The sequence below is a fragment of the Streptomyces sp. NPDC025833 genome (assembly GCF_055558055.1).
Genome location: NZ_JBVHNF010000030.1, coordinates 20,839 through 46,215, shown reverse-complemented (window position 1 = coordinate 46,215; position 25,377 = coordinate 20,839). Strand labels below are relative to the sequence as shown.

The following is a 25,377-nucleotide window of genomic DNA, read 5'->3' as shown; positions in this document are numbered from 1 at the left end:
GTCCGGCAAGACCGCCCCTGACGTTCCAGCAGCCCACTACACTCCCGGCGATGCCTGTGACCAGGCAAGATAGCGAAACGCTGCTGGAGTACTAGGCCACCAGGCAGCCCCGGGCGCCGCAGCGGCAGCGCCGGCCCCGCACACGGACCGTCAGGTGGCCCCACACGGCCCGGCTGTGCTTGACGTCGTCGGTGACATACGCCAACGACCTGGACGGCGAGCGTTCCCTCGCCGCGGTCCGTGACAGAACCAACCAGCCCGAAGCCGACCGCGACCCGGCCGAGTGGATGCCACCGGCCGCCTCGGCGACTGCCGCTACCTCGCGGACTGGGTCACCGTGCAGACCAGGTGGAACCTCAGCGTCGATGAGGCCGAACCCGCCGCGCTCAACCGGATCAAGACCGGCTGCGACGACCCCCTCATCACCCTCACCCACGCCCGATGAACCAGGCCAACCTCGTACGGGACCTGCGCGAGCACCGCACACAGCACCACTCAGCCCGGCTTCACCTTGCCGCCGGGGACCCGCGACCGACCGGCCTGCCCCCGGGGTCGGCAACCGCCGAGCCTTCGCCGCCCGGCCGGGCATCCTCACCGCGGCTTCCCGCCGGCTCCGCCCTGAACGGTTGGACTGCCGCGCATCGAGCGAGCCGGCCGGCGCAAGGCGCGGGCCGCATACGCCGTCCTGGCCTGAATGCCCCACCCGGGCAGGGGGGAGTGATCGCCGGGCTCGTATGCTGCGCGGGCCCAGCGAACCGCCCACTGAAGGGACCCCCACCGTGTTCTCGCAGACTCCCGTCTACGACCGCCTCGTCGCCGAGCGCGGCGATATCCCCGTCCAGGTCCGCGGCGAAGCCGAACGGATACGCCGCGACCTGGCACACGTCCTGCCCCCGGCATCCACCTCCCAGCCGAACACCCCGCAGAACGTCTTCGAGCCGAAGCAGCCCTTCAACGCCCTGTAGGCCGACGACCTCCGCCCTCACCCCTGAGACACCAGCACCGGGCACGCGACCGCCCCCCACTCGCCTGCCCGGTACTGTCGGCCACGGGGATCACCGCGCTGGCCGGCTGGAGGACGTGTCCGGTTCACGGACATCGGCACTTTGAGTTCGACCTGCAGCCACGCCCCGAACAGGACGCGAGCCCGGACCAGTGGGTCCGGGCTCGCTCGCGTATCCGCGGGGGGTCGGATTTCATGCACGCGATGCCGTAATCAACGCCGACAACGGCTGGTGGTTACGGCCTACGGCCACTGCTACCGGCTGCGGGAGCGGACGGACGCCTGCGGCACCCCAACCTGCCAGGGCCGAAGCAACCGACTCCCTGACGACCCGTGGTCTTCAGACGCCAAGACACGCGCGGGCTGCGGGGGTCCAGCCCTTGACGGCGTTCGGGTAACTCGCCGCCCTGCCCGGCGCCGTACACCCCGCCCCGCATCCCGCCCAGCATCCAGCCCAGGTTCCCGACGCCCGTCACCCGGACGAGCGGGACGACGGCCGGTGCCGGGATCACGGCCACCGCAACCCGTCCAGCATCAATGTCAGTGCCGTGCCCTAGTGTCCCGAGCATCACTCGCTGGCACCCCGATGCCCGCTCCACCCAGACGAAGAGAGCAGTCCCCGCCGTGTTCCAGGAGACTCCCATCTACAGCCGCCTCGTCGCCGAGCACGGCGACGTCCCCGCCCAGGTACGCGGCGAAGCCGACCGCATACGCCGCGACCTGGCACAGGTCCTGCGTCTGCCCGCACCGCCAAGTTCCCCCACGAGGCACGCCCACGCCCTACCGCAAGCTCCCGGACACCGCGGGCCGGCTGCCGCGCCGTAACCGCGGTGCAACAGGCAGCCGTGTCGTCTCCGCCTGACACAGATGTCGCCTGGGCACGACATGGCGTTCTCGTTGGGTCCGGCCCGCCCGGACACACGAGGCCGCAGTCTTCCCTTCCACGCCCGGCGGCAACGAGGCCGAACAGAACGTCCCGCCCGGCCGCGCTGAGCACCCACGCCCGTTCCCTGCACGCGGGGTGGTGCAACACGCCGCCTACGACTGCCGCGCGCCTTGCGGAACGTGGCGAGCGGGTCCCTCGCGTCCGCACAGCAAGGCGTCCCCTTGGCCGTGACCCGCGTCAGGAGATCTCAGCCTCGTCGGGCCGGCAACTCGCCAGGCCTCACGCCGACTCTCACGATGTCGGTGGCCCCGGCCTTCTGCCGTTCCTCCTGCCGCCGGTCGGCTGAAACCTTGTCGTAGGCGACGGCGGAGGCGCGCGGGGTGCCGTCGTGGTCAGCCCAGGTGAGACCGTGGCCGCGCATGGTGATCGTCCCACCGGTGTCGGGACCGGGGCAGCTGTTCGTGTTCACGGCGGGCGCGCCTCCAGATCCTGCCGCCAGGACGACCGGGGGCGGGAGGCCGTCGGTTCGCCCATCCATCCCCGAGGCCCTCTGACGAGTCACATAGACGCCCGCCGGGACTGTCACCGAACCGAACCGAACCGTCCGAGCAGGCCGCGTGGTGCCGGGTCGTTCGGTCGCGCGGCGCAGTCCGGCACGTTGTCAGACAGCCCCGGTCAGCGTCTGGCGCATCAGCACAGCAAGGTACTGGACGTAACGCGGCTCAACAGTGGCCAGCCGGCTGACTTTCGCGCTGATGACGGACCGGCCCGGCGAGAAGCCGAAGCGAGTCCGCAGGGCCGAGCGCTGGCCGCGGCAGGGCGGGTGCCTTTCAGCCGTCCCACCGGTGATTTCCGGCATCCGGCCGACAGCGGCGACAGGGGGCCGAAATCATGGCCGTGCCGATAGCTCCCGGACGAGGAGGAAACGTTGGGCAAGCACGAGAAGCCGCCGGCCGATCCGAGCACGGGCAACCCGCCGCCCGGCAACAGCGACGGACAGGTCCCCCCGCCTCCGCCCAGCGACGGCAAGCACAAGAAGTAGGCCGGCATGACGGTGATCGCCCCCGACCTCGGCCGGCTCCAGCAGTCCGTGAGGGCTGCCATGGACCAGCGGGGCGACTGGCCCAAACGCTCCGCCTGGATCCGCGACGCGGTCGAGGAACTGCCCAGGCACCGGTTCGCCCCCCGACGCCTGTGGCGATGGGACGGGCACGCCTACCTGCCGGTGGACCATGACGGCGACCCGGCCGGTTGGGCGAGCGAGGTGTATCCCGGGCCCGATGCGGCGACCGTCACCCAGGTCACCGACGGACTGCCGACATCGAGCCTGTCCAGCCAGGCCGTGGTGGTCGACATGCTGGATTCCCTGCTCCTCGAACCCGGCCACCGCGTGCTGGAACTCGGCACGGGCAACGGCTGGAACGCCGCCTTGCTGACGTGGCGAGCCGGCCCGGGAAGCGTCGTCAGCATCGAGGCGGACCCCGATCTGGCGGACACCGCGCGCCGGGCACTGGCCGCAGCCGGCACCACGGTGGACGTGCACGCCGGTGACGGAAACCACGGATGGGCACCCGGCGCCCCCTACGACCGGGTCATCGCCACCTACGCCGTCGAGCGGATCCCGTGGGCCTGGATCGCGCAGACCCGACCGGGCGGACGGATCGTGTTCCCGTGGGGCCGCCTGGGCCACGTCGCCCTGACCGTCGCCGACGACGGCCGCTCCGCCACCGGGTGGGTGCAGGGACTGGCACAGTTCATGCCCGACCGCCAGGCCCTGCGCACCGAGCCGGGATACCCCCAGGTACGCGCCCGCAGCGAACCGACTGAGGAACGGCCCTTCGACCGCGGCCTCGCCCCGCTGCGCGACGACGTCCATCTGCGGTTCGCGCTGCGCGTCGCCGTGCCCCACCTCAGGATCACCCTCGCTGAGGACGCCGACGGACTCAACGCCTGGATCCACGACGCTCAGCAGTCCTGGGCGATGCTGTCGGCCATCGGCGGCGGCCGGACGATCGCCACCCAGGGCGGCCCACGACGCCTGGCCGACGAACTGGAGGCAGCCTGGGACACCTGGCTGGCCCAGGGCAGACCCGCCCTGTACGACTTCAGGATGACCGTCACGGACAGCGGCACCACCCAGTACATGTGGGTCAACGACTCCGGCAACACACCCTGCTGGCCGCTCACCTGACATCACCCCACCATCAACGACGCGGCCACCGAACACGGCGCTGTGGCGGTCCGCGACCACGAACGGCAGTCTCGGGTTCGTCGACAGCGGCCCGCCGAGACCGGGGATCTGGACGGTGCTCCGGCGGGGACGCGCTGGTGGTGTGGTGGTCCTGGGAGGGAGTACCGCGCGGTTCGCCTTCGCCGTCTGGGACAAGATGGGATTTCCGATCTTGAGGGTGGCGTTGGACGGGTTACGACCTGCAAGCAGTGATCGCTGAGGGGAAGGCGCTGCGTGGTGCGGCGCGGGGCCTGCCTGCCGGTCGGCTGGCGTCGATCGGGCAGGGCCTGTCGCTGATGCTGATGACGGACGCCCTGTTCGATTCCGTGGCAGACGGCAGCGGCGGACGAGTTCTCAGCCGTGGGGTTGGATCGGCACCGGCGCGGCGAGGCGTGGATTGACTGACCCGCGACTTCCGGATTCCCGCGCACACGGGCAAGTCCCCGGCTCATCTCGCGGAATCCGCCCATGAGCGCGAGAACCCCGTGCGCTCGCTGATTCGCCCGGTGCAGCACGCTCACCTGCGTTCTTGCATGGATGCAACCGCGGTACGTCTTGAGGAACCCGCGTGCACTCCAGTTACCAGATGGGCCGACTGTTCCACGGTCGCCCGCTCGGCCCCGGCGCTCCGGCGGCAGGCGCGTGCTGCAAGGCCGCGAAGTCGAGGCGACCGGCGCTGCTGCTCACGACGGGCTCGGCGTCCACCACCGTCTCGGCACCGAGCGAAGCGGCCGCCCGGGCGATCTCCGGGAACGCCCCGCTCAGCGCCGCACCCCGCCTCGACTGCAGGTACGGGGCCGGCCCGGCGGAGACGACAACCCGGTAACCGTCCTCCTCCAGACTTTGATGTGTCTCATGAGACAGCAGCTCGCGTCTGTGCCCCCAAGATCAAGCACCGCGGGGGCCGCTCGTGCCAGGATGCTGGGCATGTCTGGTCGCGCGCTGAGTTTCGGAGGGGTGGCGGAAGCATACGAACGGTTCCGGCCGGGGTATCCCGTGGAGCTGTTCGACATGGTGATGGCCTATGCGGGCCGCCCGGTCCGGACCGCCCTTGAGATCGGCGCCGGGACAGGCAAGGCAACCCGCCTGTTCGCTCAACGAGGGCTCGTGGTCACCGCGACTGATCCTGACGGTGCCATGCTCGCCGAACTGCGCAAGCATGTGCCGACGAGCGTCAGAACGGTGCAAGCCGCGTTCGAGGACTTGCGACCGGGTGAACGGTACGGACTGGTCTATGCGGCAGCAGCGCTGCATTGGACGTACCCGGAGGGCCGGTGGTCGCGCATGGCCACGCTGCTGGAACCGGGTGGCGTATTCGCCTCATGCGGCGGGCCATTCCAACTGGCCGACCCGGCTGTGGAGGAAGCTGTCCGCGCGGCGCGAGCGCCATTCCTGGAGAGTGACGAAATTCCGTCGCCTGACGGGACGCCTCCGGATCATGAGATGCAGTGGCCGGGTACGGAGCTGCAACGGTCTGAGTGGTTCACCGGCGTTCAGCAGAGCGTGATCGAACGGCGCGTGACGATGAGCGCTCGCGACTACGTGGGTCATCTCTCCACCATCTCGGCCTATCTCGTGTTGCCGGCCGCGGAGCAAGAGCAGGTGTTCAGCCAGATCATGCAGGTATTGCCGGACAGAGTCGAGATGGCCGCGGACATCACCGTCCATCTCGCGCGCCGGCGCCACGAGGTTTGATCACGGCACCTCACCATGTCAGCCCGTCAGCCCCAGGCTGGTCGGAGCCGGGCGCCCATGAACCAGCCGACAGGCGGTTCGACTCACATCAGCGTCTTGTGCCGTCTGCCCACGCCGAGATCTCCGCGGTACCCCGACGGACAGCTTCGCACCCTGGCAGGTAAGCCGGTCTGGACGATCGGCAGCGGTCGATGGTCAGGTAGTGGTAGTAGTCGGCCGTGGCAGGAGACTTGTGGACCCCGGCGATTTCGATGGTCAGTGTGGCTGTAGGCGGTGCGTTGACGTACCTGACCCAGCGCACGACGCAGCGGGCAGCTGACCGGGTTGAAGAGCGAAGGCGGGCCGCGGCGCGAGCGGAGGAGCGGCGTGCCGAGCAGATCAGGACCGTCCTGGAGTTCATCCGGTGCGTCCTGGAGGCTGAGGGTGTGGCGTATGCGCGGCCGCCTCAGTGGGAGGTCGGTGATGACTGGTACGTGACAGCCAGGCCGGTGATGGACGGTCTTCGAATAGCCGAGAAGAGCATCGAGTTGCTGTGTGCCCCTGGCCTCCACCCACCGACGACCCTCTACGCCCGCGCCCTTAACCAAGCGGTCTGGCAGGAGCGTGACGCGGGGAGCCTGGCCGAGCGCCTGGAGCCGTTCAAGGCGGAGTTCCTCGCCGTGGCACGCCGCAGCCTGACCTGACATCGCAGGTCATAGCCACTCGTTGCGCGCGCGGTTCTTGAGGGAGGCGTATGCCTTGTCGGCGCGCACTCGATCGGGTCGGGTACGCGGTCGGCCTGGCCCGATGCGGGGGACATCGGCTTTTGCCGCTGCTCGACAGCCAGATGCAGGAAGGTGCGTTCGTCGGGAATGCGGGCCGCTTGGCAGCGTTCTCGGTCCTCTGTCCAGTGGTCCATTCGGTGTCGTCGGACAGGGGGCCGGCCTTCTGTCGGGGCAGAGGCTCGCTGACGGGCCTTTGCGGGATGTGTTCTACCGTATGTCCCGGTCAGGAGCTGGGGGCACGCGCAGCGCGAGGAAGGCGGTGTCGTCGCTGGCCCAGCCGCGGCTGTGCTGGTCGAGGACTTCACCGAGTCGCGTCACGGTCTGGGCGGCGTTCATGCCGTGGCAGTCGGCGAGTGCACGGGCGAGGGCGTTCTCGCCGAACTGGGCAGGTGCGGCGGTACCCGGGATCTTGCGGGCCCGGGCTTCGGTGGCACCGTCGGTGTAGAGGAGCAGGGTGTCGCCGGGGGCGAGACGGAAGCGGACGTCGCTGAGCCGTACCTCGGGCAGGATGCCGAGGAGGGTGCCGGGCCGGCCGACTTCCTGGATGCGGCCGTTCGCGCGGCGAATAAGGGCTGGAGGGTGTCCGGCCGTGCACAGGCGTCCGGCGAGACCGCTGGGAGTGGTACGAAAGGTGGCGTAGACGGCGGTGAGGAAACGCTCGCCGCCGCGCTGATCGATCAGGGCTGAGTTGAGGCGGGTGAAGACGGTGGCCGGGGAGAGGTGCTGGGTGGCTTCGGCGCGCAGGGTGTAGCGGGCCAGTGCCGTGACCTTGGCCGCTTCCACTCCCTTTCCGCACACGTCTCCCATGACGGTGCACCACCAGGGGCCCTTGGCGTGGAAGAGGTCGTAGAAGTCGCCGACCACGGTGGTGCCGCCGGCTGCGGGGAGGTACGAAGCGGCTGTTTCCAGGCCGGGCACGTTCGCCAGGACCGGGGGCAGCAGGCTGTCCTGAAGGTTGCGGGCCAGCAGCTGGGAGGTCTCCAGTGCCTCTCGGGTGGTGTTCAGGGACTGGCGCAGGTGCAGTTCGTTGCCGACGGAGCGGGCCAGGGTGGCCAGGGCGGCCAGTTCGCCTGGACCCCAATCGCGAGGAGCTTCGTCGATGACACAGATGCTGCCCAGGACCTCTCCGCCGGGGCCCAGGATCGGGTGACCGGCCCAGCCGCCGATCTTCATCGCTTCCACCGCCGGGTGATCACGGGTACGCGGGTCGGCGGCGGCGTCGGCGACGATGAATGGCTCGCCCGCCAGGCCGACGACGAAGGAGCAGAAGCTCTCGCGGACGGAATTCTGCCGGTCCTCGATGTGGTCGAGATCCACGCCGATGCACGATTTCCAGAACGAACGGTGATCATCGACGAGGGTGATGAACGCCCGCGGGCAGTTGGTGAGCTCGGAGGCCAGTCGGGCGAGGTCGTCGAAGGCGGCCTCTGCGCCGGTGTCCATCAGCCGGGTGGCGGCCACCGCGGCCAGGCGCCTGGGGTCACCGAGCGCGGCCGGCAGCCCGTCCGCGCGCAGCCCGTGTGGGTAGGCCGTCACGTCTTTGCCTGTCACCCTGTGTCGTCCTTACCGCTTGCGTCGCCTGGCCGACACGGATCCTCTGTCAAATTCTTGACCCGCTCTACAGTAACCCGGCCTGCGGCCCTGCGGACGAGCGTGATCTCACTCGTCAGGGTGGAAGACGGCAGCACGACCGGCCTGAGCTTTACCTTCCACCACAACGATCTCCCCGACACCTCCGGCAGCACCCTCGCAGACGACGAGCTGGTCGACCTCCAGGAGGTCATACACCCCGCCCCCCACAACCGAGTGGAAGCAGTACGAGGCGGTCCTGAGCGGCTTCAAGCAGGGTGGCGCGATCATCCGGCAATGCCGGCCTGCCCGAGCGATGAGTTCTCGGCGTGCGAGAGGTCTGGATGTGCTGAGTACCCTTGGAACGTGAACGGGAGTGGCATGAGCAGTCACGGAACTGACAGTGGGGCCAGTTTCTCGGAGCCGCACTGTGTGCATTCGGACCCGGCGACGACAGCGGTTGTCCGTGGCGTCGTTCCGGTGGCCGAACTGAGGAACTTTTTCGATGCCTCCTTCGGTGCCCTGGCCCGGATCATCGAGGCCCAGCGGATCACCACGCTGAGCCCTGCCTTCGGCCTCTACCACGGGCCGCCGGGAAACACCCTGGACCTGGAGGTCGGGTTCGTCACGAGCCGGGCGGTGCGGCCGGAGGCCGGGGTCGTGGCCGGTTCACTTCCGGGGGGCCGGGTCGCGCGGCTCACGCACTACGGGTCCTTCGACCGTCTCGGGTCTTCCTGGGAACGGCTGCACTCCTGGATGCGGGCGCGGGGACTACCCGGCGGAGAGGACAGGTGGGAGACGTATGTCACGCAGCCATCCCCGGACATGGACCCGCGTGACCTACGTACCGAGCTCAACTGGCCACTGGCGGACTGACAGTCCGCTGGAGGATGCGCAGCACAAACGAGGAGGAGAGCTTCGCCCCCGGGAAGGAGCACTCCCGCCTGCTGGACCGCCGAACGGGCCGCCCGCTGGGCCCCGTGCGGATCCAGGCGGCGGACGGCCGGCCCCGGCGCCTTGAGGAGTGGATCAATGGGCGCAAAGGTGGAAGAGGTGTCGAAGAACAGGGGGAGCGCAGTGAGTCTGGGAACGGTGGCGGTAACAGGAGCGGCGGGCACCATCGGTTCAGTGGTGCGTGAGGCGCTGCGACATGAGGCTTCACGCCTGGTCCTGCTCGATCGCGTACCGCTCTGCCCGGAGGCCGAGAACGAAGACGTCCACACGGTGGACCTGCGGGACGTCGCCGCAGTGGAATCGGCCCTCGCGGGAGCCGACCGCGTGCTCCACCTGGGCGGCGTGCCCGACGAGGCTCCTCTCCCGGACCTGCTCGAAGCCAATGTGCTGGGCACGCACCATGTCTTGGAGGCGGCGCGGCGCGCGGGCATCGAGCGGGTGGTGCTGGCGAGCAGCAACCGTGTGACCGGCTTCTACCCCGCCGGACATCTCACCGGCCCGCAGGAGCCGGCACGCCCTGACGGCCTCTACGGGGTGAGCAAGGTGGCCGTCGAGGCCCTCGGGCAGTTGTACGCCGACAAGTTCGGTCTGTCGGTGATCTGCCTGCGCATCGGCAGTTTCGAGCCCATGCCTACCGAACCCCGGCACCTGGCGACCTGGCTGAGCCCGCGCGACGCCGTCGGATATGTCCGGGCCGCCCTGACTGCGCCGTCCTCCACCCGCTTCGTCACGGCGTACGCCGTCTCCGCCAACACCCGTCGCTTCTGGAAACTCCCCGACGTGACGGAACTGGCCTACGTCCCCGTCGACAACGCCGAAGCCCACGCTGCGGACATCCCCGGAGATCTTCCAGCCGATCCGACGGGAGTCCAGGCCGGCCGCTATGCCGAGCCCGAGTTCACCCTCAGGCACCTTCGGCCCTGACGCATATGGCCGTCGCATGCGGGGATCGGTGGGCCTGAGATGATCTCCGGGTGGCTGTGATCACGGCGTCGGCGACGCGGCCTCACCGTGCCCAGGGGAGGGCGGCGCCCGCAACTCCTTTTGCCCGTCCGGCGGCACGGGCCCGGCGCGGCCGCGCAGTTGGCTAGGGTGGCTACGGCTCCCGGGCGGGCCGAGTCCGTGACGACGGGGGGTCGTTGGTGGGGAAGCGGGAGGACCGGCGGAACCCGGGGGGCACCGGACGCGGCGGGCGGGTGACCGGCCGGCCGGCGCCCGCCGTGCTGCCCCCGGCGCTGCGCGCCCGGCTCGCGGCGGTGGCGGCCCTCGCCGCCTCGGTGGTCGCCGTGCTCGGCGTCCGCTACGCCGGCGACGGCACGCCCGGCAGGGTGGACGCGCGGGTCTCCGCGGCGCTGGTCGGCGTGGGACCACCGTGGCGGCGCGTCGCGCTGGCCCTGGACTTCCTGGGGGAGCCCGGGGGAGCGGTGGCCGTGGTCCTGGCCGCCGTGGCGGCCTGCCTGTTGCTCCGCCGTCCGCGCGCGGCGGTGCTCGTCGTGGTCGGCGCCGGATCGGCCGTCGGGACGGCGACCCTGCTCAAGTCCGTGGTGGGACGCACCATCCACGCCGGGAGCCTGTCCTATCCGAGCGGGCACACCGCCTTCCTCACCGCGCTCGCCCTCGTCGCGGCGCTGGTCGCCGCCGGCCGGCTCGGGCTCGGCGCGCGGGCGGGGACGTCGCTGGTGCTCGCGGCGGCACTGGCCGCCGGCGCCGCCATGGGCTGGGCACAGGTCGCCCTGGGCGCGCACTACCCGACCGACGTCCTCGGCGGCTGGTGCACCGCGCTGGCCGTGACACCGGCGGCCGGGTGGCTGGTCGACCGGCTGGCGGACCGGTTCACCGGCCCGCCGGCCGGGCGGCGTGAGCGCCGCTGACGTCACCTCACGACCGGCGGCGGAAGACGGGCTTCACCGGCCGCCCGGCCAGCCACGGGGCGGGGTCGGCGGCGTCCAGCGCCCGCCGGTACACCGCGCACGCCTCGGCCACCACCTCCACCGTGTGGTCGATGTCGGCGTCGTCGAGCGCGCTGCTCACCACGAACGACGGCGCCAGCACCCCGCCTTCGAGGAGCCGGCGCAGGAACAGGGTGCGGTACCGCTGCGACGGCCGCCGGTGCTCGTCGAGCGTGGCGAAGACCAGGTTGCTGGCCCGGCCCCGCACGACGACGTGGTCGCCGACGCCCGCGGCGGCCGCCGCGTCCCGGACACCGGCCGCCAGCCGCTCGCCGAGGGCGTGCAGCCGCGCGGTGACACCCTCCTCGACGTAGGTGGCGAACACGGCCATCGCGGCGGCCAGGGAGTGCGTCTCCGCGCCGTGCGTGCTGGACAGCAGGAACACCCGGTCACCGGAGTGCCGCAGTCCGCCCCGCTCCATCAGCTCGCGGCGCCCGGCCAGCGCGGAGACCGCGAAGCCGTTGCCCAGCGCCTTGCCGAACGTGGAGAGGTCCGGGACGACGCCGTACAGGCCCTGCGCACCCGCCTCGGACCAGCGGAAGCCGGTGATCATCTCGTCGAAGACCAGGACGCAGCCGTGCCGGTCGGCCAGCTCGCGCAGGCCGGCGAGGTACCCGGGCGGCGGATCGGTGTGGGTGGCGGGTTCGAGGACCAGGCAGGCGACCTCGCCCGCGTACCTTGCGAGCAGGTCCCCGACGGCGGTCAGGTCCCCGTACGGGAAGGCCACGGTCAGCTCGCCGGTCGCCGCCGGCACACCCGCGGACATCGGCGTGGTGCCGATGAACCAGTCGTCGCTGGAGAAGAACGGGTGGTCGGCGCAGAGGGCCACCCGCGGGCGCCCGGTGGCGGCACGGGCGAGGCGCACCGCGGCGGTGGTGGCGTCGGAGCCGTTCTTCGCGAACTTCACCATCTCGGCCGTCGGTACCGTGGCCAGGAAGCGTTCCGCGGCCTCGACCTCCACGACGGACGGCCGGACGAAGTTGCTGCCGCGGCCGAGCTGGCGCCGCACCGCCTCGACCACGCGCGGGTGGGCGTGGCCGAGGCTGACCGACCGCAGGCCGGAGCCGTACTCGACGTACCGGTTGCCGTCGACGTCCCACACGTGGGCGCCGCGGCCGTGGCTGATGACCGGGGCCAGGCCCTCGGGGTACTGGTCGTCGCCCTTGGCGTAGGTGTGCGCGCCCCCGGGGATCAGGGCGTGCAACCGCTCGTTCGCCCTCCGCGACCGGGGCAGGTGGAGCCGCCCGGTGTCCTCGGTGTCCTCGGTGTCCACGCGGCCTCAACTCCCCTTCAGCCGCAGGACCTCGGCGAGGCCCGGCGCCTTCCGGTCCCGTGGGGACACCGAGGTGACCGGCAGCGGCCACGGGATGGCCAGCTCCGGGTCGTCGAAGGCGATCGTCACGTCCTCGGCCGGATCGTGCCGGCGGTCGATGCGGTAGGAGACGTCGGCGGTCTCCGTCAGTGCCTGGAAGCCGTGCGCGCATCCCGCCGGGACGTACACGGTGGCCTGCGTCTCGCCGGACAGTTCGAAGAAGGCCAGGTTGCGGTAGGTCGGCGAGTCCGCCCGCAGGTCCACGACGACGTCGAAGACCCGGCCGTACGAACACCGCACCAGCTTGGCCTCGCCCGCCCCGGAGCGCAGGTGCAGGCCGCGCAGCACGCCCCCCGCCGAGCGGGACAGGCTGTCCTGGACGAAGGCGTCCGGGTCGAGGCCCACCGAGCGGGCCACGTCGGCGTCGAAGGTGCGGCAGAAGAAGCCGCGCTCGTCCGTGTGTCGCGTCGGCTCGAACAGGTACGCCCCGGCGATCGCCGGGACTTCGGTCGCTGTCATTCCGGGTGCGTTCATACGGGCTCCCGCAGGGCGTGGGTGTGGCCGGCCGGCGGGAACAGGGCCGCCGACAGGACGGTGAACTGGTGTTCCAGGTGCCGGGTGGCGTCCTGGTCCCGCTCGGCGAGGATCCGCCGCAGCTCCGGCGACCGAAGCTCCAGCTCGCGGAACTGGGCGAGCAGCCGGTCGGCGTCGACCTCCCGGGCGGGGTGGCAGTAGGCGTCCAGCCCCATCCGCGCCATGAGTGCCTCGCTCTTCGCCGCGTAGCTGAGCGCGAGCGTGGGCGTGCCGACCCGCAGGGCGCAGATCAGGTTGTGGTAGCGGGTGGCCACCACCGTGTCGGCGGCCGCGACCTCCTCCATCAGGTCGGCCAGCGAGGCCGCCCGGGCGGCGGTGACCAGCGGCGAGTCCACCGCGGCGAGGATCGCGGCGACCACCGGCGCGTCGACGTCGTCGCCGGTGAGCAGCCGGACCGCTCTGCCCTCCGCGACCAGCGCGCGGACGAACCGGGTCGTCCCGTCGAGGTAGCGCCGGTGGATCTCCTCGGCCCGCGCGCGGTCGTCGTCGCCGCCGTGGAAGGCCATGACGCCGACGCAGACGCGGCCCGGCCCGCCCGGGGACGCGCTCGGGGGCGGGGTCGGCAGGGCGAACGCGAGGTCGGGGTGGACCTCGTCGCGCGAGGTGTCCACGCCCATCGCCCGCATCGCCTCCCGGGACGGGGCGTCCCGGTACGACCGGTAGGCGGCCAGTCGCGCCGACCGGCGCACCAGGGCCCGGGTCCACCGGTTGCCGATCGGGGCGGCGCCGACGCCGACCAGCGCGACCCGGGTGCCGAGCAGCCGGCCGGACGCGCAGAGCAGGAACAGCGCGTAGGGGAAGCCCCACGGCCGCAGCGGCAGCGTGGCCTCCAGGACGCCCATGCCCGGCACGATCACCACGTCGTGCCGGCGCACCCAGGCCGCGGTGCGGACGGCGTCGACGAGTTTGCCCAGCCCCTTGGCCGCGACCGCGCCCGCGCGCGATGCGGTCCGGTACTCCCCGCGGTACCAGTGCAGCCGTGTCGCGGGGATCCCGAACCGGGCCGTGACGGCCTCGGGCCCTCCGCACAGCGCGTCCACGACCGCCTCCGGGTGCCGGCGCCGCAGGTATCCGAGCACGGCCTCCAGCGACCCGTCGTTGCCGAGGTTGCCGGAGCCGAGCAGGCCGAACACCCCGACGCGCACCGCGGTCCCCGCCGCGGGCCTCACGCCCGCCTCCCCTCGCGGCCGGCGACCAGGGCGTCGACCGACGTGTCCAGCCGGCCCGGGACGACCGGGGCCCGGTCCTCGACCCGCTCGCCGGCGCCGCCCGGCCGGGCCCGCGCCGTCAGCCACGCGGCCAGGTGCCGGTAGCACGCGCGCCGGTCGGCCGTCGACAGCGGCGCCCGCCGGATCGCGGCGGCGAAGCCCCACACGTACTCGGCGAGCAGCCGGGGCGTCGGGTGCAGCGGGCCCGCCCGGCGCGGGTCCAGGTTGACGCACCGGGCGCGCTTGCCCGGGTTCGCCCGCTCGGCGCGGTGCGGGTGGTCGCGGCGGAAGTACAGCACCTCCGGCACCTGGTGGAAGGGCCCGTGCAGGGTGATCTCGGCGACGAACGTGCGGTCCGCGTGGTGGTAGCTGTCGAGTGGCCGCACCCGGCGCAGCACGTCGGCCCGCAGCACCCCGTAGAAGTCGTCGCCGCCGGGCTCGAACAGCAGGCTGCGGAAGCGGTCCGGGGCGTGCGGCGAAGCGGTGTCCAGCCCGTACTCGTACGGCACCTTCAGCCGGCCGTCGCCGTCGATCACCGCCTGGCCGGTGTGGGCGAGGATCGTCCCCGGCCGCTCGTCGAGCGCGGCCACGCACACCCGCAGCAGGTCCCGGCCGTACAGGTCGTCGTGCGAGGCCCACTTGAACAACTCGCCGCGGGACTCGGCGAACACCAGGTTGTGGTTCGGGGTGGCGCCGATGTTCCGGGACAGCCGGCGGTACCGGATGCGGGAGTCCCGGGCCGCGTACCGGCGACAGATGTCCGCGGTCCCGTCGGTCGAGGCGTTGTCGGAGACGATCAGCTCGAAGTCCTCGTAGGTCTGGCCGAGCAGGGCGTCGAACGACTCGGCCAGGTACTCCTCGCCGTTGTACACGGGCAGGCCGATACTCAGCCTGGGCTGGGCGGTCATGAGGTCCTCACTTCGGGAACGGGTTCTTGGCGGCGCTCGCGCAGGGCGGCCCGCAACTGGAGCCACCACACGGCCGAGCCGCTCAGGGTCGCGGTGGCGACGCCCCACGCCGAGCCGACCGTGCCGGCGAGTGCCGCACCGCCGAGCCCGCCGCCGACGTAACAGCAGGAGGCGAACAACTGGCAGCGCAGGCTGCGCCGGGCCGCGCCGAGCGCGCGCAGCCCGGCCGCCGCGCCGGTGCCGAGCCCCGCGCCCGCGACACTGAGGGTGACCGGCACGATGAGCGCCGAGGAGGAGTGCCAGACGTCGCCGAGCACCAGCTCGCCGAGCCGGTCCGGCAGCAGCAGGAGCGCCCCGCCCCAGCACAGCGCGGCGGTGGCCTGCCCGCCGCCCAGCCCCAGGCAGAATCTGCCGAGGCGGTGCGGGGCCTGCCGGAGCACCCGTGCCGCCTCCGGGACGGTGACCAGCGACAGCCCCATCAGCACGGCCAGGAACGGGCCGAGCAGGAGCTCGGCGCCCCGCACCGCGCCCACCGCGCCGACCCCGGCGATCGCGCCGAGCCCGTACGCCCGCAGTTGGCTCGCTCCGCTGAGGCTGACGTTCTCGACCAGGTACCGGTAGCCCAGGTCGCGCTGCTCGCGCAGCCACCCGCGCCCCCCCGACAGCCGCGGCCGGATGCCGGACTGGAAGCAGCCGTACGCGGCGGCCACCGCGGCGGACGCGCCCCAGGCGAGCACGAAGGCGGCCACGGTGCCCACGCGGGCCGCCAGCAGCATGGCAGGGACGAGCGCGACGCCCGACACGACGTCGTTGAGGAACGCCTTCCGTCCGTCGCCGGCGGCGAAGAACGAGAACCGCCAGGCATCCTGGAGCAGCAGACCGGGCAGCGTGACGCCGAGGCAGGCGAACGCGGGCCCCACGCGTCCGCCGAGCCCCGGCCCGACCACCAGACAGACCGCGCCGATGGCGGTGCCGACGCCGAGCGCGGTGCCCGACGACCGGACCACCGCCCCGCGCCAGGACGCCTCCGGCACACCGCTGAAGCGCACCACGAGCGGGTCGGTGGCCAGCCCGCGGGAGACGTTGAGCACCACGCCGTACGTCACCCAGGCCAGGCTGAACACGCCGAACGCGGTGACACCCAGCGAACGCGCCACACAGATCCCCACCGCGAAGTTGGTCACGCTGGAGGCCGCCTGGTCGGCCAGCCCCCAGGACAGCCGGCCGACGAGGGCCCGCTTGCCGGACCGCCGGGCGTCCCCGGACCCGCCCGCCGGCGCCGCCGTCTCCTCCCCCCTGGTGGTCACCGGCGTCACGCCTTGATCAGCCCGGCGCCGTGCAGGGCGTCGGCCGCGGCGGCGACGGCGGTGAACGGCAGCCCCGACCGCTCGGCGACGTCCAGCAGGCCGTGCTCGCCGTCGGAAAGGCTGAGCACCCACAACATGGCGAGCTGGGCCTGCTTCGCGTCGCTGCGGCCGCCGAGCGAGTCGTACAGCCCGCGCCGGCCCAGTTGCGGCTCGCCGTGCGGACTGAGGTTGACGTACCGCCGGTTGCGGTCCAGCACGGCGAACGCCTCCCGGCACAGGGCGAGCGTGTCCGCCATCGCCTCCGGGGAGACGAAGTCCGGGTCGTCCGCCGAGGTGTGGTACTCGGGGTAGCCGGCGTACGGGGTCCGGCTGAGCGAGCCCACGCCGAGATCGAACCCCGGCGAGCAGTACTGCCGCTCGTCGTAGCCGTACGGGGTGAACTCGGTGACGCGGTGCGGGCGGCCGGAGGCGTTCAGCACGTGCCGCAGCACCCGGTCGATCTCCGCGTCGCCGCGCCTGCTCTGCTTGTACGTCAGCCGGCCCCGGTCGCCCGCGCAGGCCAGCACCAGGCCGTGCTTGACCCGGTCGATCCGCTCCGCGTTGCGGGCCAGCCAGGTGATCGCCCCGATGGTGCCGGGCGCGAAGATGAACCGGTAGGTGTAGTACGGCGTCTCCTCGGCCAGGGCTCGGGCCAGGAACGTCGCCACCGCGATGCCGGCCAGGTTGTCGTTGGCCAGCGACGGGTGGCAGACGTGGCAGGAGACGATGACCTCGTCGGTGACCTGCCCGGGCAGCACGTGCTCGGCGTAGGTGAGGTGGCCGTCGGCGAGCGTGGAGTCGATGCGCACCTCGTACTCGCCCTCCGGCAGCGCGTCCAGGGTCTCCTGCGCCAGGCAGAACCCCCACGCCGGCTCGTAGTAGCTGGTGCGGTACGGCACCCAGGCCGGATGGTCCGGCAGGGTGTGCAGGTGGGGGCGGAGCTCGGACAGCGGCATGGTCGCCGACACCGGCACGCTGTACCCGAGCACGTGCAGGCTGGACGCGGCGAAGTCGACGACCCGGTTCCCGGCGCCGTCCGCGACGTACGCGTCCCGGATGTTCCACTCCTGCGGCACCGTCCAGTCCAGCACCCGGGTCCCGGTCGGCACCTCGTGCACCCGCAGGGGCAGGTACTCGCCGACGATCTCCAGGGTGGCGCGCACCCCGTCGCCGGTGATGCTCCGGCACAGCGGGTACAACCGCTCCACCAGCGCGTGCATCTCCTCGCCCGGCGCGGTCACCGGCGCCACCGCAGGGTGTCGTCGACGGCACCGGCGTCGGACGCCGCGCGCAGCACGGCCAGCCGCGTGAAGCGACGCTCGAAGTCCTCCCGGGTCAGGCCGTGTTCGCGGTAGGCGTCGGCGAGTTCGAGCGCGCCCCGCTTCACCGTCCACTCGCAGTCGAAGCCCGGCACCGCGGCCCGGAACCGGGAGAAGTCCACCCGGTACGACCGCGGATCGGCCCCCGTCTCCCCGGTGATCACCACCTTGGAGCCGGACACCGCCTCGGCGACCTGCCCGGCGATCTCGGCGACCGTCACGTTGTTGACCTCACTGCCGATGTTGAACGCCCGGTCGTGCACCGCCCCCCGCGGCGCCGTCAGCGCGGCCGTGAACGCCCGCGCGATGTCGGCCGCGTGCACCAGCGGGCGCCAGGGGGTGCCGTCGGAGAGCACCAGCACCTCGCCGGACAGCAGCGCGTGGCCCACCAGGTTGTTCAGCACGATGTCGGCGCGCAGCCGGGGCGAGTAGCCGAAGGCGGTGGCGTTGCGCAGGTACACCGGGCTGAAGTCACCGTCCGCGAGCGCGTGCAGGTCGTCCTCCACCCGCACCTTGGACTCCGCGTACGGCGTCACCGGGCGCAGCGGGGCGTCCTCGGCCACCAGCGCGTCGCCGCCGGCGGCACCGTAGACCGAGCAGGTCGACGCGTACAGGAAGCGCCGCACCCCGGCGTCGCGGGCCAGCCGGGCCAGCCGTACGGAGGCGTGGTGGTTGATGTCGTAGGTGAGCCGCGGCGCCAGCGCTCCGAGCGGGTCGTTGGACAGGGCGGCCAGGTGGATCACGGCGTCCACCCCGGCCACGTGCTCGGCCGTGACGTCGCGCAGGTCCACGCGGGAGCCCGGCGGGTCCGCGGGCCGCGGCCCCAGCACGCAGTCGGCGAACAGGCCGGCGTCCAGCCCGACGACCTCGTGCCCGGCGGCCGCGAGGACCGGGGCCATCACGGTGCCCAGGTAGCCCTGGTGTCCGGTGAGCAGTACGCGCAAGGTTCATTCCCCCAGGTCGAGAGTGAGTTTGGTGACGGCGAACGCCTCGGCGTAGCGCGCGTGGCATTCGATGCCGCGGATCCGCGCGAGGCCGAGGAACGCCTCCCGGTCGTACCAGGGCCGGTGCCGCTGCGAGGGGTAGTGCTCCTGCAGCAGCCGCACCTTCCGTTCCGCGATCTGCGGCGGCAGCGGCTGGTAGGCCACCGGCCGGCCGAGATCGCCGTCCCACTTGACGATCTCGTAGCCCAGCACGAGGTGGTCGCGGAACGCGGTGGTCACGAGCCGCGCCAGGCCGCGGTGGTCCTGGTGCGCGTCATCGGTGCGCGGGGCCAGCACGAGGTCCGGCTCGGTCCGCCCGCGCAGCTCCTCGACGGCGGCCTTGGCCTCCTCCCAGTGCGCTGGCATCCGGCCGTCCGGCAGCTTCAGGACGGTCGGCCGCAGGTCGGCGCCCGGGCAGAAGGCGGCGAGCGCGGCCCGCTCCTCCGCCTCCCGTTCGCCTCCGCCGCCGGAGAGCACCAGCGCGTCGACCCGGAGGCCCGGACGCGCCAGGCACAGCGTCAGCAGCGTGCCGCCGGCGCCGATGGCGATGTCGTCGCAGTGCGCGCCCACGGCGACGATCCGCTCCGGGCGCCCGGCGCTGAGCCTGATCACGCGGCCCCCGCCCCGGCGCCCGCGCCGTCCCGCTCCCACACGGCCCACGGGCGGTCGCCCCGGGCGTACGCGTCGTCGAGCGCGGCCCGCTCCTTCACCGTGTCGGTCGGCTTCCAGAAGCCGCGGTGCTGGTGCGCCACCAGCCGGCCGCGCTTGGCGAGCTGGGCGCAGCCGTCGGCGACCAGGTCCCCGCCCTCCGGGATGTGGTCGAAGACCTCCTGGCGGAGCACGAAGTAGCCGCCGTTCTCCCACAGCGGCAGCTCGCTCACCGGGGTGATGCCCCCCACCAGGCCGTCGTCGCCCAGGTCCACGCAGTGGAACGAGGACTGCGGCGGCACCACCATCATCGACGCGCCCGCGTCGCGCCGCGCGAACCGGTCGATCATCTCCGGCAGCGGGGCGTCGGTGAGCACGTCGGCGTAGTTGGCCAGGAACATCTCGTCGCCGTCCAGGTGGTGCCGCACCCGGCGCAGCCGCTCCCCGATCGGCGACTCGACGCCGGTCTGCGCGAACGTGATCGTCCAGTCGGCGATGTCGGTCGACAGCAGCTCGGTCCGCCCGCCCCGCAGCACGAAGTCGTTGGACGTCGTCTCCTCGTAGCGCAGGAAGAAGTCCTTGATGTGGTGCGCCCCGTACCCGAGGCACAGGATGAACTCCCGGTGCCCGAAGTGCGCGTAGTAGCGCATGACGTGCCAGATCAGCGGGCGGGGGCCGACCATCGCCATCGGCTTGGGCACGTCGTCGGAGGCGCCGTTGCGCATCCGCATCCCGTAGCCCCCGCAGAACAGGACGACCTTCATGACTTGACCTCGACAATGCTGAGTTCCGGGATGGGGAAGACCAGGCGGCCGCCCCAGTCGTGCACGAAGGACAACTGGTCGACCAGCTCGTCCCGCAGGTTCCACGGCAGGACGAGGACGTAGTCCGGCCGGTCCGCGGCGATCCGCTCGGGCGGCAGGATCGGGATGCGGGTGCCCGGGGTGTACTTCCCGTGCTTGTAGGGGTTGCGGTCGACCGTGTACGGCAGCAGGTCGGGCCGGATGCCGCAGTGGTTGAGCAGGGTGTTGCCCTTGCCCGGGGCGCCGTAGCCGACGACCCGCTCGCCGCGGTCGGCCGCCTCGACCAGGAACCGCAGCAGGTCCCGGCGCACCTTGGCCACCCGGGCGGAGAACTCGGTGTACCCGGACAGCTCGTACAGCCCGGCGGCCTTCTCCCGGTCCAGCACGTCGGCCACCCGCCGCGCCGGCTCCCCGGCCGCCTCGGCGGGCCGCGCCCACAGCCGGACGGAGCCGCCGTGCGTGGGCAGCAGCTCGACGTCCACGAGCGTGAGTCCGCCGCTCGCCAGGGCCCGGGAGGCGGAGGCGACCGTGTAGTACTGGAAGTGCTCGTGGTAGATCGTGTCGTACTGGTTCTCCTCGATCAGCGTCAGCAGGTGCTGCACCTCGACGGAGACCCAGCCGTCGTCGGCGACCAGGGAGCGCAGCCCCCGGGTGAAGCCGACCACGTCGGGGATGTGCGCGTACACGTTGTTGGCCACCACCAGGTCCGCCGGGCCGTGTCCGGCGCGGACCGCGGCGCCGGTGGCCGGGTCGAGGAACTCGGTGAGCGTGGGCACCCCCGCCTCCCGCGCGGCGGCGCCGACGTTCACCGAGGGCTCGATGCCGAGGCAGCGGATCCCGCGGTCCACCAGGTGCCGCAGCAGGTACCCGTCGTTGGACGCCACCTCCACCACGAAGGCGTCGGCGCCCAGCTCCAGCCGCTCCACCGCGCCGTCGACGAACCCGCGCGCGTGCTCCACCCAGGAGGTCGAGTAGGAGGAGAAGTAGGCGTACTCGCTGAACGTCTCCTCCGGCGTGATCAGCGGTGGGAGCTGCGCGAGCCAGCAGTCGGTGCAGACCCGCAGGTGCAGCGGGTACGCCGGTTCCGGCTCGTCCAGTCGGTCCGCGGCGAGGAAGCTCTCACAAGGTGGCGTCGCCCCGAGGTCGACCACGCTCGCCATCGCTTCCGAGCCGCAGAGTCGGCATCGTGTCATCTTCCGTCTCCATCCCCCCTGCCCGCGCGGATCTCCCCGCCGCGAGCCAGTGCCGACCGACCCGCGATCGCGGTGCGGTACCCCTCCACCAGGCGCTCCAGCCCGACCGCCGGGCTGAAGCCCTGTTCGTATCGGCGCCGGGCCGCCCGGCCCATCTCCCGGTTGCGGTCCGCCCCGGCGGTGATCCGGCGCAGGCAGGACGCGAGCGAGGCGGCCTCGCCCGGCCGGTGCAGCAGCCCGGTCACCCCGTCCTCGACGAGTTCGGCGAAGGCGCCGTGACCGGCGGCGACGGCCGGGACCCCGGCCGCCATCGCCTCCACGACCACCAGGCCGAACGCCTCCAGCCACGTCGAGGGGGCCACCACGGCGACCGACCGCGCCACGGCCCGCCGGCACTCCGCCGCGTCGTACAGGCCGGCGTACCGCACGTCGTCCCGCCCCGCCGCCCAGGCGGCCACCTCCGGCTCCAGCGGCCCCGCCCCGGCGATCACCAGCGGCACGCCGACCCCGCCCCCGGCGGCGAGTTCGTCCCACGCGGCCATGAGCAGCCGGACGCCCTTGGCCTCCGCGAGCCGGCCGAGGTAGAGCAGGTGCTCGCCGGCGCCCGCGCGGTGGACACCCGGCTCGGGCACGAAGTTGTGCTTGACCACCAGCCGGCCGGGCGGCATCCCGGAGCGCACCAGGACGTCGCGCTGCGCCCCGGAGATGCAGAAGAACCGCTCCACACCGGACCACCACCGCCGCCGGTTCACCGAGAGGCTGACCGCGAGCGGCACCGTCGCCAGCCGCGAGTTCCGGTAGCAGCCGTGCCGGACGGCGGGCAGCGGCGTGGCGCCGACGCACTCGGTGCACGGCCGGCCGTCCCGTTGCAGTGTGCCGGGCGGACAGACCTGGGTGTAGTTGTGCAGCGTGGCCACGGCGGGCACACCGGCGTCCGCGCAGGCGGCCAGCACCGCCGGCGACAGGAGCGGGAAGACGTTGTGGACGTGCACCACGTCCGGCCGCTCGGCGCGCAGCCGGGCGGCGAGCTCCGCACGGACCGCCGGGTTCCATGGCACCAGCAGCGGCAGCACGGCCTTGCCCGGCAGGGACCGGGCGGCGATGTCGTCGCTGCGCCGCTCGAACACCCCGACCCGGTGCCCGGCCCCGCGCAGCAGCGCCACCTCCTGGTCGACGACCTTGTTCTCCCCGCTCGGCTGCGCCGAGGCGTAGCGGTTGTGCACCACGAGGACGTGCATCGTCAGGTCACTTCCGATCTCCGGGCCCACCGCGGGACGCGCCGGCGGGGGGCTTCGGGCGTGGAGGGGGCGGGCGCAGCGGCGGGCGCCGCCAGCAGCGAGGCGGCCACGGCCAGGTGCAGCAGGTACGGCGAGGCGTCGCCCAGCCCGGCCTCGGTGTACGACGCGATCGCGCAGTAGCTGATCAGGAACAGCGCGCAGGCCCGCGACAGCGACGGCGGCCGCAGCAGCGCGACACCGCCCAGCACGGCGATCATCGCCCCCACCAGGACGACACCGGTCATCCCCTGCTCGTTGTAGACGGCCAGCCAGCTGTTGTCGATCGGCAGCCCGGCGAACGACTTGTCGCCCAGGCCGGTGCCGAACAGGTGCTCCGAGGCTGTCCGGGGCGCCGCCAGCAGGGCGTTCCAGACCTTCGCCCGGCCGGTCAGGGTGGAGAAGTTCTCCTGGCTCTGCCCGCGCAGGAACCACGCCTGGAGCGCGGAGCGGAAACCCACCGCGGCCACGGCCGCGGTCAGCACCGCCCAGCCGAAGAACCGGCGGGCGGCGGCGCTGGTCAGGAAGAGCGAGCCGACCGCCAGCACCAGCCCGACGAGCAGCCCGAGCGTGGCCGTGCGGGTGTGGGTGAGCGCGAGCAGGACGAGGGCCGGCACGATGACCGCCGCCGCGCCGGCCCCGTCGGTCCGGCGGCCCAGCAGGAGCAGCACGGCGAGCCCGGTGATCACCGCCGCGTACTGCCCGATCTGCGGCGGGGTGAGCGGCCACAGCGCACCGACCAGCCGCCCGCCGTAGAGGTCGGGCGTGGCGGCGCCCGGTGAGGCGACCGCGCCGGCGGCCACCGTCCCGAGCACCGCGTAGTACATCCGGATGTGGTGCCGGACGAACGTCGTGCCGCCGTCCCACCACCGGCTGAGCAGCCACAGCGTGCTGACGAAGAGGGCCAGCCGGCCGCAGCGGAACAGCGCGCCGAACCCGGACTCCGGGTCCGCGCTGGAGAGCACGCTCGGCACCAGCAGCAGGGTGAGCAGCAGGAGGAAGGCGCTGGGCCGGATGCGCAGCCGGGGATTGACCGCGAGCGCCAGCACGAACGCGGCGACCAGCGAGCCCATGGTGACCATCTGGATGAGGGAGCGGGGCAGCGGGACGATGGTCTTCGCCCCGGCGGAGCCGAGCGTGTTGAGGACCAGCAGCCCCCAGGCCGCCCCGACGAGCCGCGGCGTGCGGTCCGCGCCCATCTCAGCCACCGCCCTGTGCGCGGACGGTGCGGAAGGTGCTGCCCGCGTCCTGCCGGTACGGCGCGCCCTGCCACTGCCCGGGGTCGAGTATCCGGCTCGGGTCGTGGACGACGAACTTCCACGGTCCGACGTAGACGTTGTCGTGCCAGCGGTTGTGCTGCCGGCGGGTGATCGCCTCGGCCACCCGCTCGCCCTGGTACGGCGACCAGTCCGGGAAGGTGCCGTAGTTGGCCAGCACCGCCATGCGGTCGCACTTCACCAGGCAGTCGACGACGGACGTGTCCAGCACGAAGCGGTTGTCGTGGATGTCCACGCGCTGGGTCTTCCACCGGCAGTCCGAGTAGAGCGGCGCGGTGGCGATCGCCGGCCGTGCGCAGCGCCGGACGTCCTTCACCAGCAGCGTGCAGTCACCGGACGAGGTGTTCGCCGGGCTGTTGCAGAACCGGTCCGCGTTCTCCCACAGGGTGATCCCGGACCAGTTGTCCTCCAGCACGTTCCGGTAGATCTCGATCCCGTCCGTGCGGGCCGGGACCCGTGGCTCGCCGCCGGACTCGGACAGGTAGACGGTCGCGAACGGGAAGCTGTCGCCGCGCTCGGCGTAGCCGCGGCCCACGACCCAGTTGTTCCGCCGGATCGTGTTCCGCCGGACGACCGCGTTGTAGCTGGCCTCGTAGATGAGCGCGGCACCGTCGTTGGCCTCCAGCACGTTGTCCTCGATGCGGAAGTCGTTGTTGTTCGTGTCCGCCCAGAGCCCGGTCCCGCGGTTGCCGTGCACCCAGTTGCCGCGTACGTCGGCGCCGTCCACGGCCCAGAACTTGACGCCCGCGGTGCAGCCGCAGCCGGGCCGCCGGCGCTCCCAGTCGTCCCGGTTGTTGCCCGTGATCTCGTTGCCCTCGACCACCAGGCCGCTGATCCGGCCCCCGGCCTTGTAGGCGTTCATGCCGTACTGCCCGTTGCGGCGCAGGCAACTGGCCCGGACCCGCTGGCGGGCCCCGGCCATCAGCCCGGCGCCGGAGTTGTCCTGGATCGTCGCGTGCTCGATCACCCACCCGTCGGCCGAGTCGTGGTTGACCACGCCCTCGTCGTGCGGCGCGACGAAACCCCGCACGGTCAGGTGGCGGATGGCGACGTCGCGGGCGGTGCCGCCGAACGCGTACTGGTTGGTCCGCCGGCCGTCGAGCACCGCGCCCGGGGCGCCCAGGTAGACGTCCCCCTCCTTGGGGACGACCTGGGCGTAGCGGTCCGGCCCGAGCACGTGCCTGCCGGGCCCGAGCCAGAACGTGCTGCCCGGGGGACTGTCTCCGGTCTTCACGGCCAGGTCACCGGGGACCGCGGGGTCGACCGTCACCGCGCCCGCCGGCGCCCTCACCGGCCCGGCAGCGGGCGCGTCGCACACCCGCGCCACCGGCGTGGGCGGCGCGGCGGCCGGCTTCGGCCGCGCCACCGGCGTCCCCTCGCAGCCGGTCGCCGTCGGCAGGGCGAGCGCCAGCAGTGCCGCCGGCGGCGCCCAGTGCCGCCACTTGATCCCCAAGCGTCCCGC

23 protein-coding genes are annotated in these 25,377 nt (G+C 72.7%); 8 read left to right on the top strand and 15 right to left on the bottom strand.

Annotated elements, in window-relative coordinates; translation table 11 throughout:
* Positions 1-283: 283 nt before the first annotated feature.
* Together ACZ4K2_RS35190 and ACZ4K2_RS35185 are read left to right on the top strand one after the other, a co-directional pair.
* The gene (locus tag ACZ4K2_RS35190) at positions 284-445 is read left to right on the top strand and encodes a hypothetical protein (RefSeq protein ID WP_467480004.1); all 162 of its coding nucleotides are present in this window, start codon (positions 284-286) and stop codon (positions 443-445) included.
* A 334-nt stretch (positions 446-779) separates the two neighbouring features.
* On the top strand, positions 780-965 hold the full coding sequence (locus ACZ4K2_RS35185; RefSeq protein ID WP_467480006.1) for a hypothetical protein: 186 nt from the start codon (positions 780-782) through the stop codon (positions 963-965).
* Between the two features lie 1,171 nt (positions 966-2,136).
* Here ACZ4K2_RS35185 and ACZ4K2_RS35180 read toward each other — a convergent pair.
* Entirely contained in the window at positions 2,137-2,358 is a 222-nt protein-coding gene (locus tag ACZ4K2_RS35180; RefSeq protein WP_467480008.1) for a hypothetical protein, read from the bottom strand.
* Between the two features lie 579 nt (positions 2,359-2,937).
* Between ACZ4K2_RS35180 and ACZ4K2_RS35175 the strand changes: the two genes are divergently transcribed.
* From ACZ4K2_RS35175 to ACZ4K2_RS35165, 3 genes are all read left to right on the top strand, one after another.
* Positions 2,938-4,080, top strand: coding sequence for a methyltransferase domain-containing protein (locus ACZ4K2_RS35175; protein WP_467480010.1), 1,143 nt, complete (start codon positions 2,938-2,940; stop codon positions 4,078-4,080).
* A 1,035-nt stretch (positions 4,081-5,115) separates the two neighbouring features.
* Positions 5,116-5,814: a class I SAM-dependent methyltransferase gene (locus tag ACZ4K2_RS35170; protein ID WP_467480012.1), complete on the top strand. Its 699-nt coding sequence runs from the start codon at positions 5,116-5,118 to the stop codon at positions 5,812-5,814.
* A gap of 473 nt (positions 5,815-6,287) precedes the next feature.
* Positions 6,288-6,497, top strand: coding sequence for a hypothetical protein (locus ACZ4K2_RS35165; protein WP_467480014.1), 210 nt, complete (start codon positions 6,288-6,290; stop codon positions 6,495-6,497).
* Positions 6,498-6,785: 288 nt separating this feature from the next.
* Here ACZ4K2_RS35165 and ACZ4K2_RS35160 read toward each other — a convergent pair whose 3' ends face one another.
* Complete coding sequence (locus ACZ4K2_RS35160; protein WP_467480016.1) at positions 6,786-8,129, bottom strand: PP2C family protein-serine/threonine phosphatase; 1,344 nt, start codon at positions 8,127-8,129, stop codon at positions 6,786-6,788.
* Positions 8,130-8,444: 315 nt separating this feature from the next.
* Between ACZ4K2_RS35160 and ACZ4K2_RS35155 the strand changes: the two genes are divergently transcribed.
* The 3 genes from ACZ4K2_RS35155 to ACZ4K2_RS35145 all read left to right on the top strand — a co-directional run bounded on the left by ACZ4K2_RS35155 (position 8,445) and on the right by ACZ4K2_RS35145 (position 10,972).
* Entirely contained in the window at positions 8,445-9,023 is a 579-nt protein-coding gene (locus ACZ4K2_RS35155; RefSeq protein WP_467770003.1) for a GyrI-like domain-containing protein, read from the top strand.
* A gap of 156 nt (positions 9,024-9,179) precedes the next feature.
* Positions 9,180-10,025: an NAD-dependent epimerase/dehydratase family protein gene (locus tag ACZ4K2_RS35150; protein WP_467480020.1), complete on the top strand. Its 846-nt coding sequence runs from the start codon at positions 9,180-9,182 to the stop codon at positions 10,023-10,025.
* A gap of 272 nt (positions 10,026-10,297) precedes the next feature.
* Positions 10,298-10,972 carry a phosphatase PAP2 family protein gene (locus ACZ4K2_RS35145; protein WP_467480022.1) on the top strand — a complete coding sequence of 225 codons (675 nt, stop codon included), beginning with the start codon at positions 10,298-10,300 and terminating at the stop codon, positions 10,970-10,972.
* Positions 10,973-10,979: 7 nt separating this feature from the next.
* Here ACZ4K2_RS35145 and ACZ4K2_RS35140 read toward each other — a convergent pair whose 3' ends face one another.
* From ACZ4K2_RS35140 to ACZ4K2_RS35080, 13 genes are read right to left on the bottom strand one after another with little or no spacing between them, the layout of a single operon-like run.
* The gene (locus ACZ4K2_RS35140) at positions 10,980-12,323 is read right to left on the bottom strand and encodes a glutamate-1-semialdehyde 2,1-aminomutase (protein WP_467480024.1); all 1,344 of its coding nucleotides are present in this window, start codon (positions 12,321-12,323) and stop codon (positions 10,980-10,982) included.
* A gap of 6 nt (positions 12,324-12,329) precedes the next feature.
* Positions 12,330-12,881 carry a dTDP-4-dehydrorhamnose 3,5-epimerase family protein gene (locus ACZ4K2_RS35135; protein ID WP_467480026.1) on the bottom strand — a complete coding sequence of 184 codons (552 nt, stop codon included), beginning with the start codon at positions 12,879-12,881 and terminating at the stop codon, positions 12,330-12,332.
* An 11-nt stretch (positions 12,882-12,892) separates the two neighbouring features.
* Complete coding sequence (locus ACZ4K2_RS35130; RefSeq protein ID WP_467480028.1) at positions 12,893-14,125, bottom strand: polysaccharide pyruvyl transferase family protein; 1,233 nt, start codon at positions 14,123-14,125, stop codon at positions 12,893-12,895.
* Complete coding sequence (locus ACZ4K2_RS35125) at positions 14,122-15,072, bottom strand: glycosyltransferase family 2 protein (protein WP_467480030.1); 951 nt, start codon at positions 15,070-15,072, stop codon at positions 14,122-14,124. The genes ACZ4K2_RS35130 and ACZ4K2_RS35125 overlap by 4 nt, the downstream gene beginning before the upstream one ends.
* A complete protein-coding gene (locus ACZ4K2_RS35120; protein ID WP_467480032.1) occupies positions 15,069-16,379 on the bottom strand; it encodes a hypothetical protein in 1,311 nt (436 codons plus the stop codon). Before ACZ4K2_RS35120 ends, ACZ4K2_RS35125 begins: the two co-directional genes overlap by 4 nt.
* Before the next feature lie 5 nt (positions 16,380-16,384).
* Positions 16,385-17,668, bottom strand: a complete 1,284-nt coding sequence (locus ACZ4K2_RS35115; RefSeq protein WP_467480034.1) for a DUF4910 domain-containing protein — start codon at positions 17,666-17,668, stop codon at positions 16,385-16,387.
* Entirely contained in the window at positions 17,656-18,681 is a 1,026-nt protein-coding gene (locus tag ACZ4K2_RS35110; RefSeq protein ID WP_467480036.1) for an NAD-dependent epimerase/dehydratase family protein, read from the bottom strand. The genes ACZ4K2_RS35115 and ACZ4K2_RS35110 overlap by 13 nt, the downstream gene beginning before the upstream one ends.
* A gap of 3 nt (positions 18,682-18,684) precedes the next feature.
* On the bottom strand, positions 18,685-19,332 hold the full coding sequence (locus ACZ4K2_RS35105; RefSeq protein ID WP_467480038.1) for a PIG-L deacetylase family protein: 648 nt from the start codon (positions 19,330-19,332) through the stop codon (positions 18,685-18,687).
* Entirely contained in the window at positions 19,329-20,132 is an 804-nt protein-coding gene (locus tag ACZ4K2_RS35100) for a sugar phosphate nucleotidyltransferase (RefSeq protein ID WP_467480040.1), read from the bottom strand. The genes ACZ4K2_RS35105 and ACZ4K2_RS35100 overlap by 4 nt, the downstream gene beginning before the upstream one ends.
* A complete protein-coding gene (locus ACZ4K2_RS35095) occupies positions 20,129-21,364 on the bottom strand; it encodes a class I SAM-dependent methyltransferase (protein WP_467480041.1) in 1,236 nt (411 codons plus the stop codon). Before ACZ4K2_RS35095 ends, ACZ4K2_RS35100 begins: the two co-directional genes overlap by 4 nt.
* Positions 21,361-22,602, bottom strand: coding sequence for a glycosyltransferase (locus ACZ4K2_RS35090; protein WP_467480042.1), 1,242 nt, complete (start codon positions 22,600-22,602; stop codon positions 21,361-21,363). Before ACZ4K2_RS35090 ends, ACZ4K2_RS35095 begins: the two co-directional genes overlap by 4 nt.
* Positions 22,603-22,604: 2 nt before the next feature.
* Complete coding sequence (locus tag ACZ4K2_RS35085; protein WP_467480043.1) at positions 22,605-23,837, bottom strand: O-antigen ligase domain-containing protein; 1,233 nt, start codon at positions 23,835-23,837, stop codon at positions 22,605-22,607.
* Position 23,838: 1 nt separating this feature from the next.
* Positions 23,839-25,368 (bottom strand): right-handed parallel beta-helix repeat-containing protein, encoded by a 1,530-nt coding sequence (locus ACZ4K2_RS35080; RefSeq protein ID WP_467480045.1) that lies wholly within the window; start codon positions 25,366-25,368, stop codon positions 23,839-23,841.
* Positions 25,369-25,377 lie beyond the last annotated feature (9 nt).

Excerpts from the sequence above, each read along its gene's own strand:
- ACZ4K2_RS35175 (WP_467480010.1), top strand. The coding sequence starts at position 2,938 with ATGACGGTGATCGCCCCCGACCTCGGCCGGCTCCAGCAGTCCGTGAGG.
- ACZ4K2_RS35155 (WP_467770003.1), top strand. The coding sequence starts at position 8,445 with ATGCCGGCCTGCCCGAGCGATGAGTTCTCGGCGTGCGAGAGGTCTGGA.
- ACZ4K2_RS35150 (WP_467480020.1), top strand. The coding sequence starts at position 9,180 with ATGGGCGCAAAGGTGGAAGAGGTGTCGAAGAACAGGGGGAGCGCAGTG.
- ACZ4K2_RS35135 (WP_467480026.1), bottom strand. The coding sequence starts at position 12,881 with ATGACAGCGACCGAAGTCCCGGCGATCGCCGGGGCGTACCTGTTCGAG.
- ACZ4K2_RS35125 (WP_467480030.1), bottom strand. The coding sequence starts at position 15,072 with ATGACCGCCCAGCCCAGGCTGAGTATCGGCCTGCCCGTGTACAACGGC.
- ACZ4K2_RS35100 (WP_467480040.1), bottom strand. The coding sequence starts at position 20,132 with ATGAAGGTCGTCCTGTTCTGCGGGGGCTACGGGATGCGGATGCGCAAC.
- ACZ4K2_RS35095 (WP_467480041.1), bottom strand. The coding sequence starts at position 21,364 with ATGACACGATGCCGACTCTGCGGCTCGGAAGCGATGGCGAGCGTGGTC.
- ACZ4K2_RS35090 (WP_467480042.1), bottom strand. The coding sequence starts at position 22,602 with ATGCACGTCCTCGTGGTGCACAACCGCTACGCCTCGGCGCAGCCGAGC.
- ACZ4K2_RS35085 (WP_467480043.1), bottom strand. The coding sequence starts at position 23,837 with ATGGGCGCGGACCGCACGCCGCGGCTCGTCGGGGCGGCCTGGGGGCTG.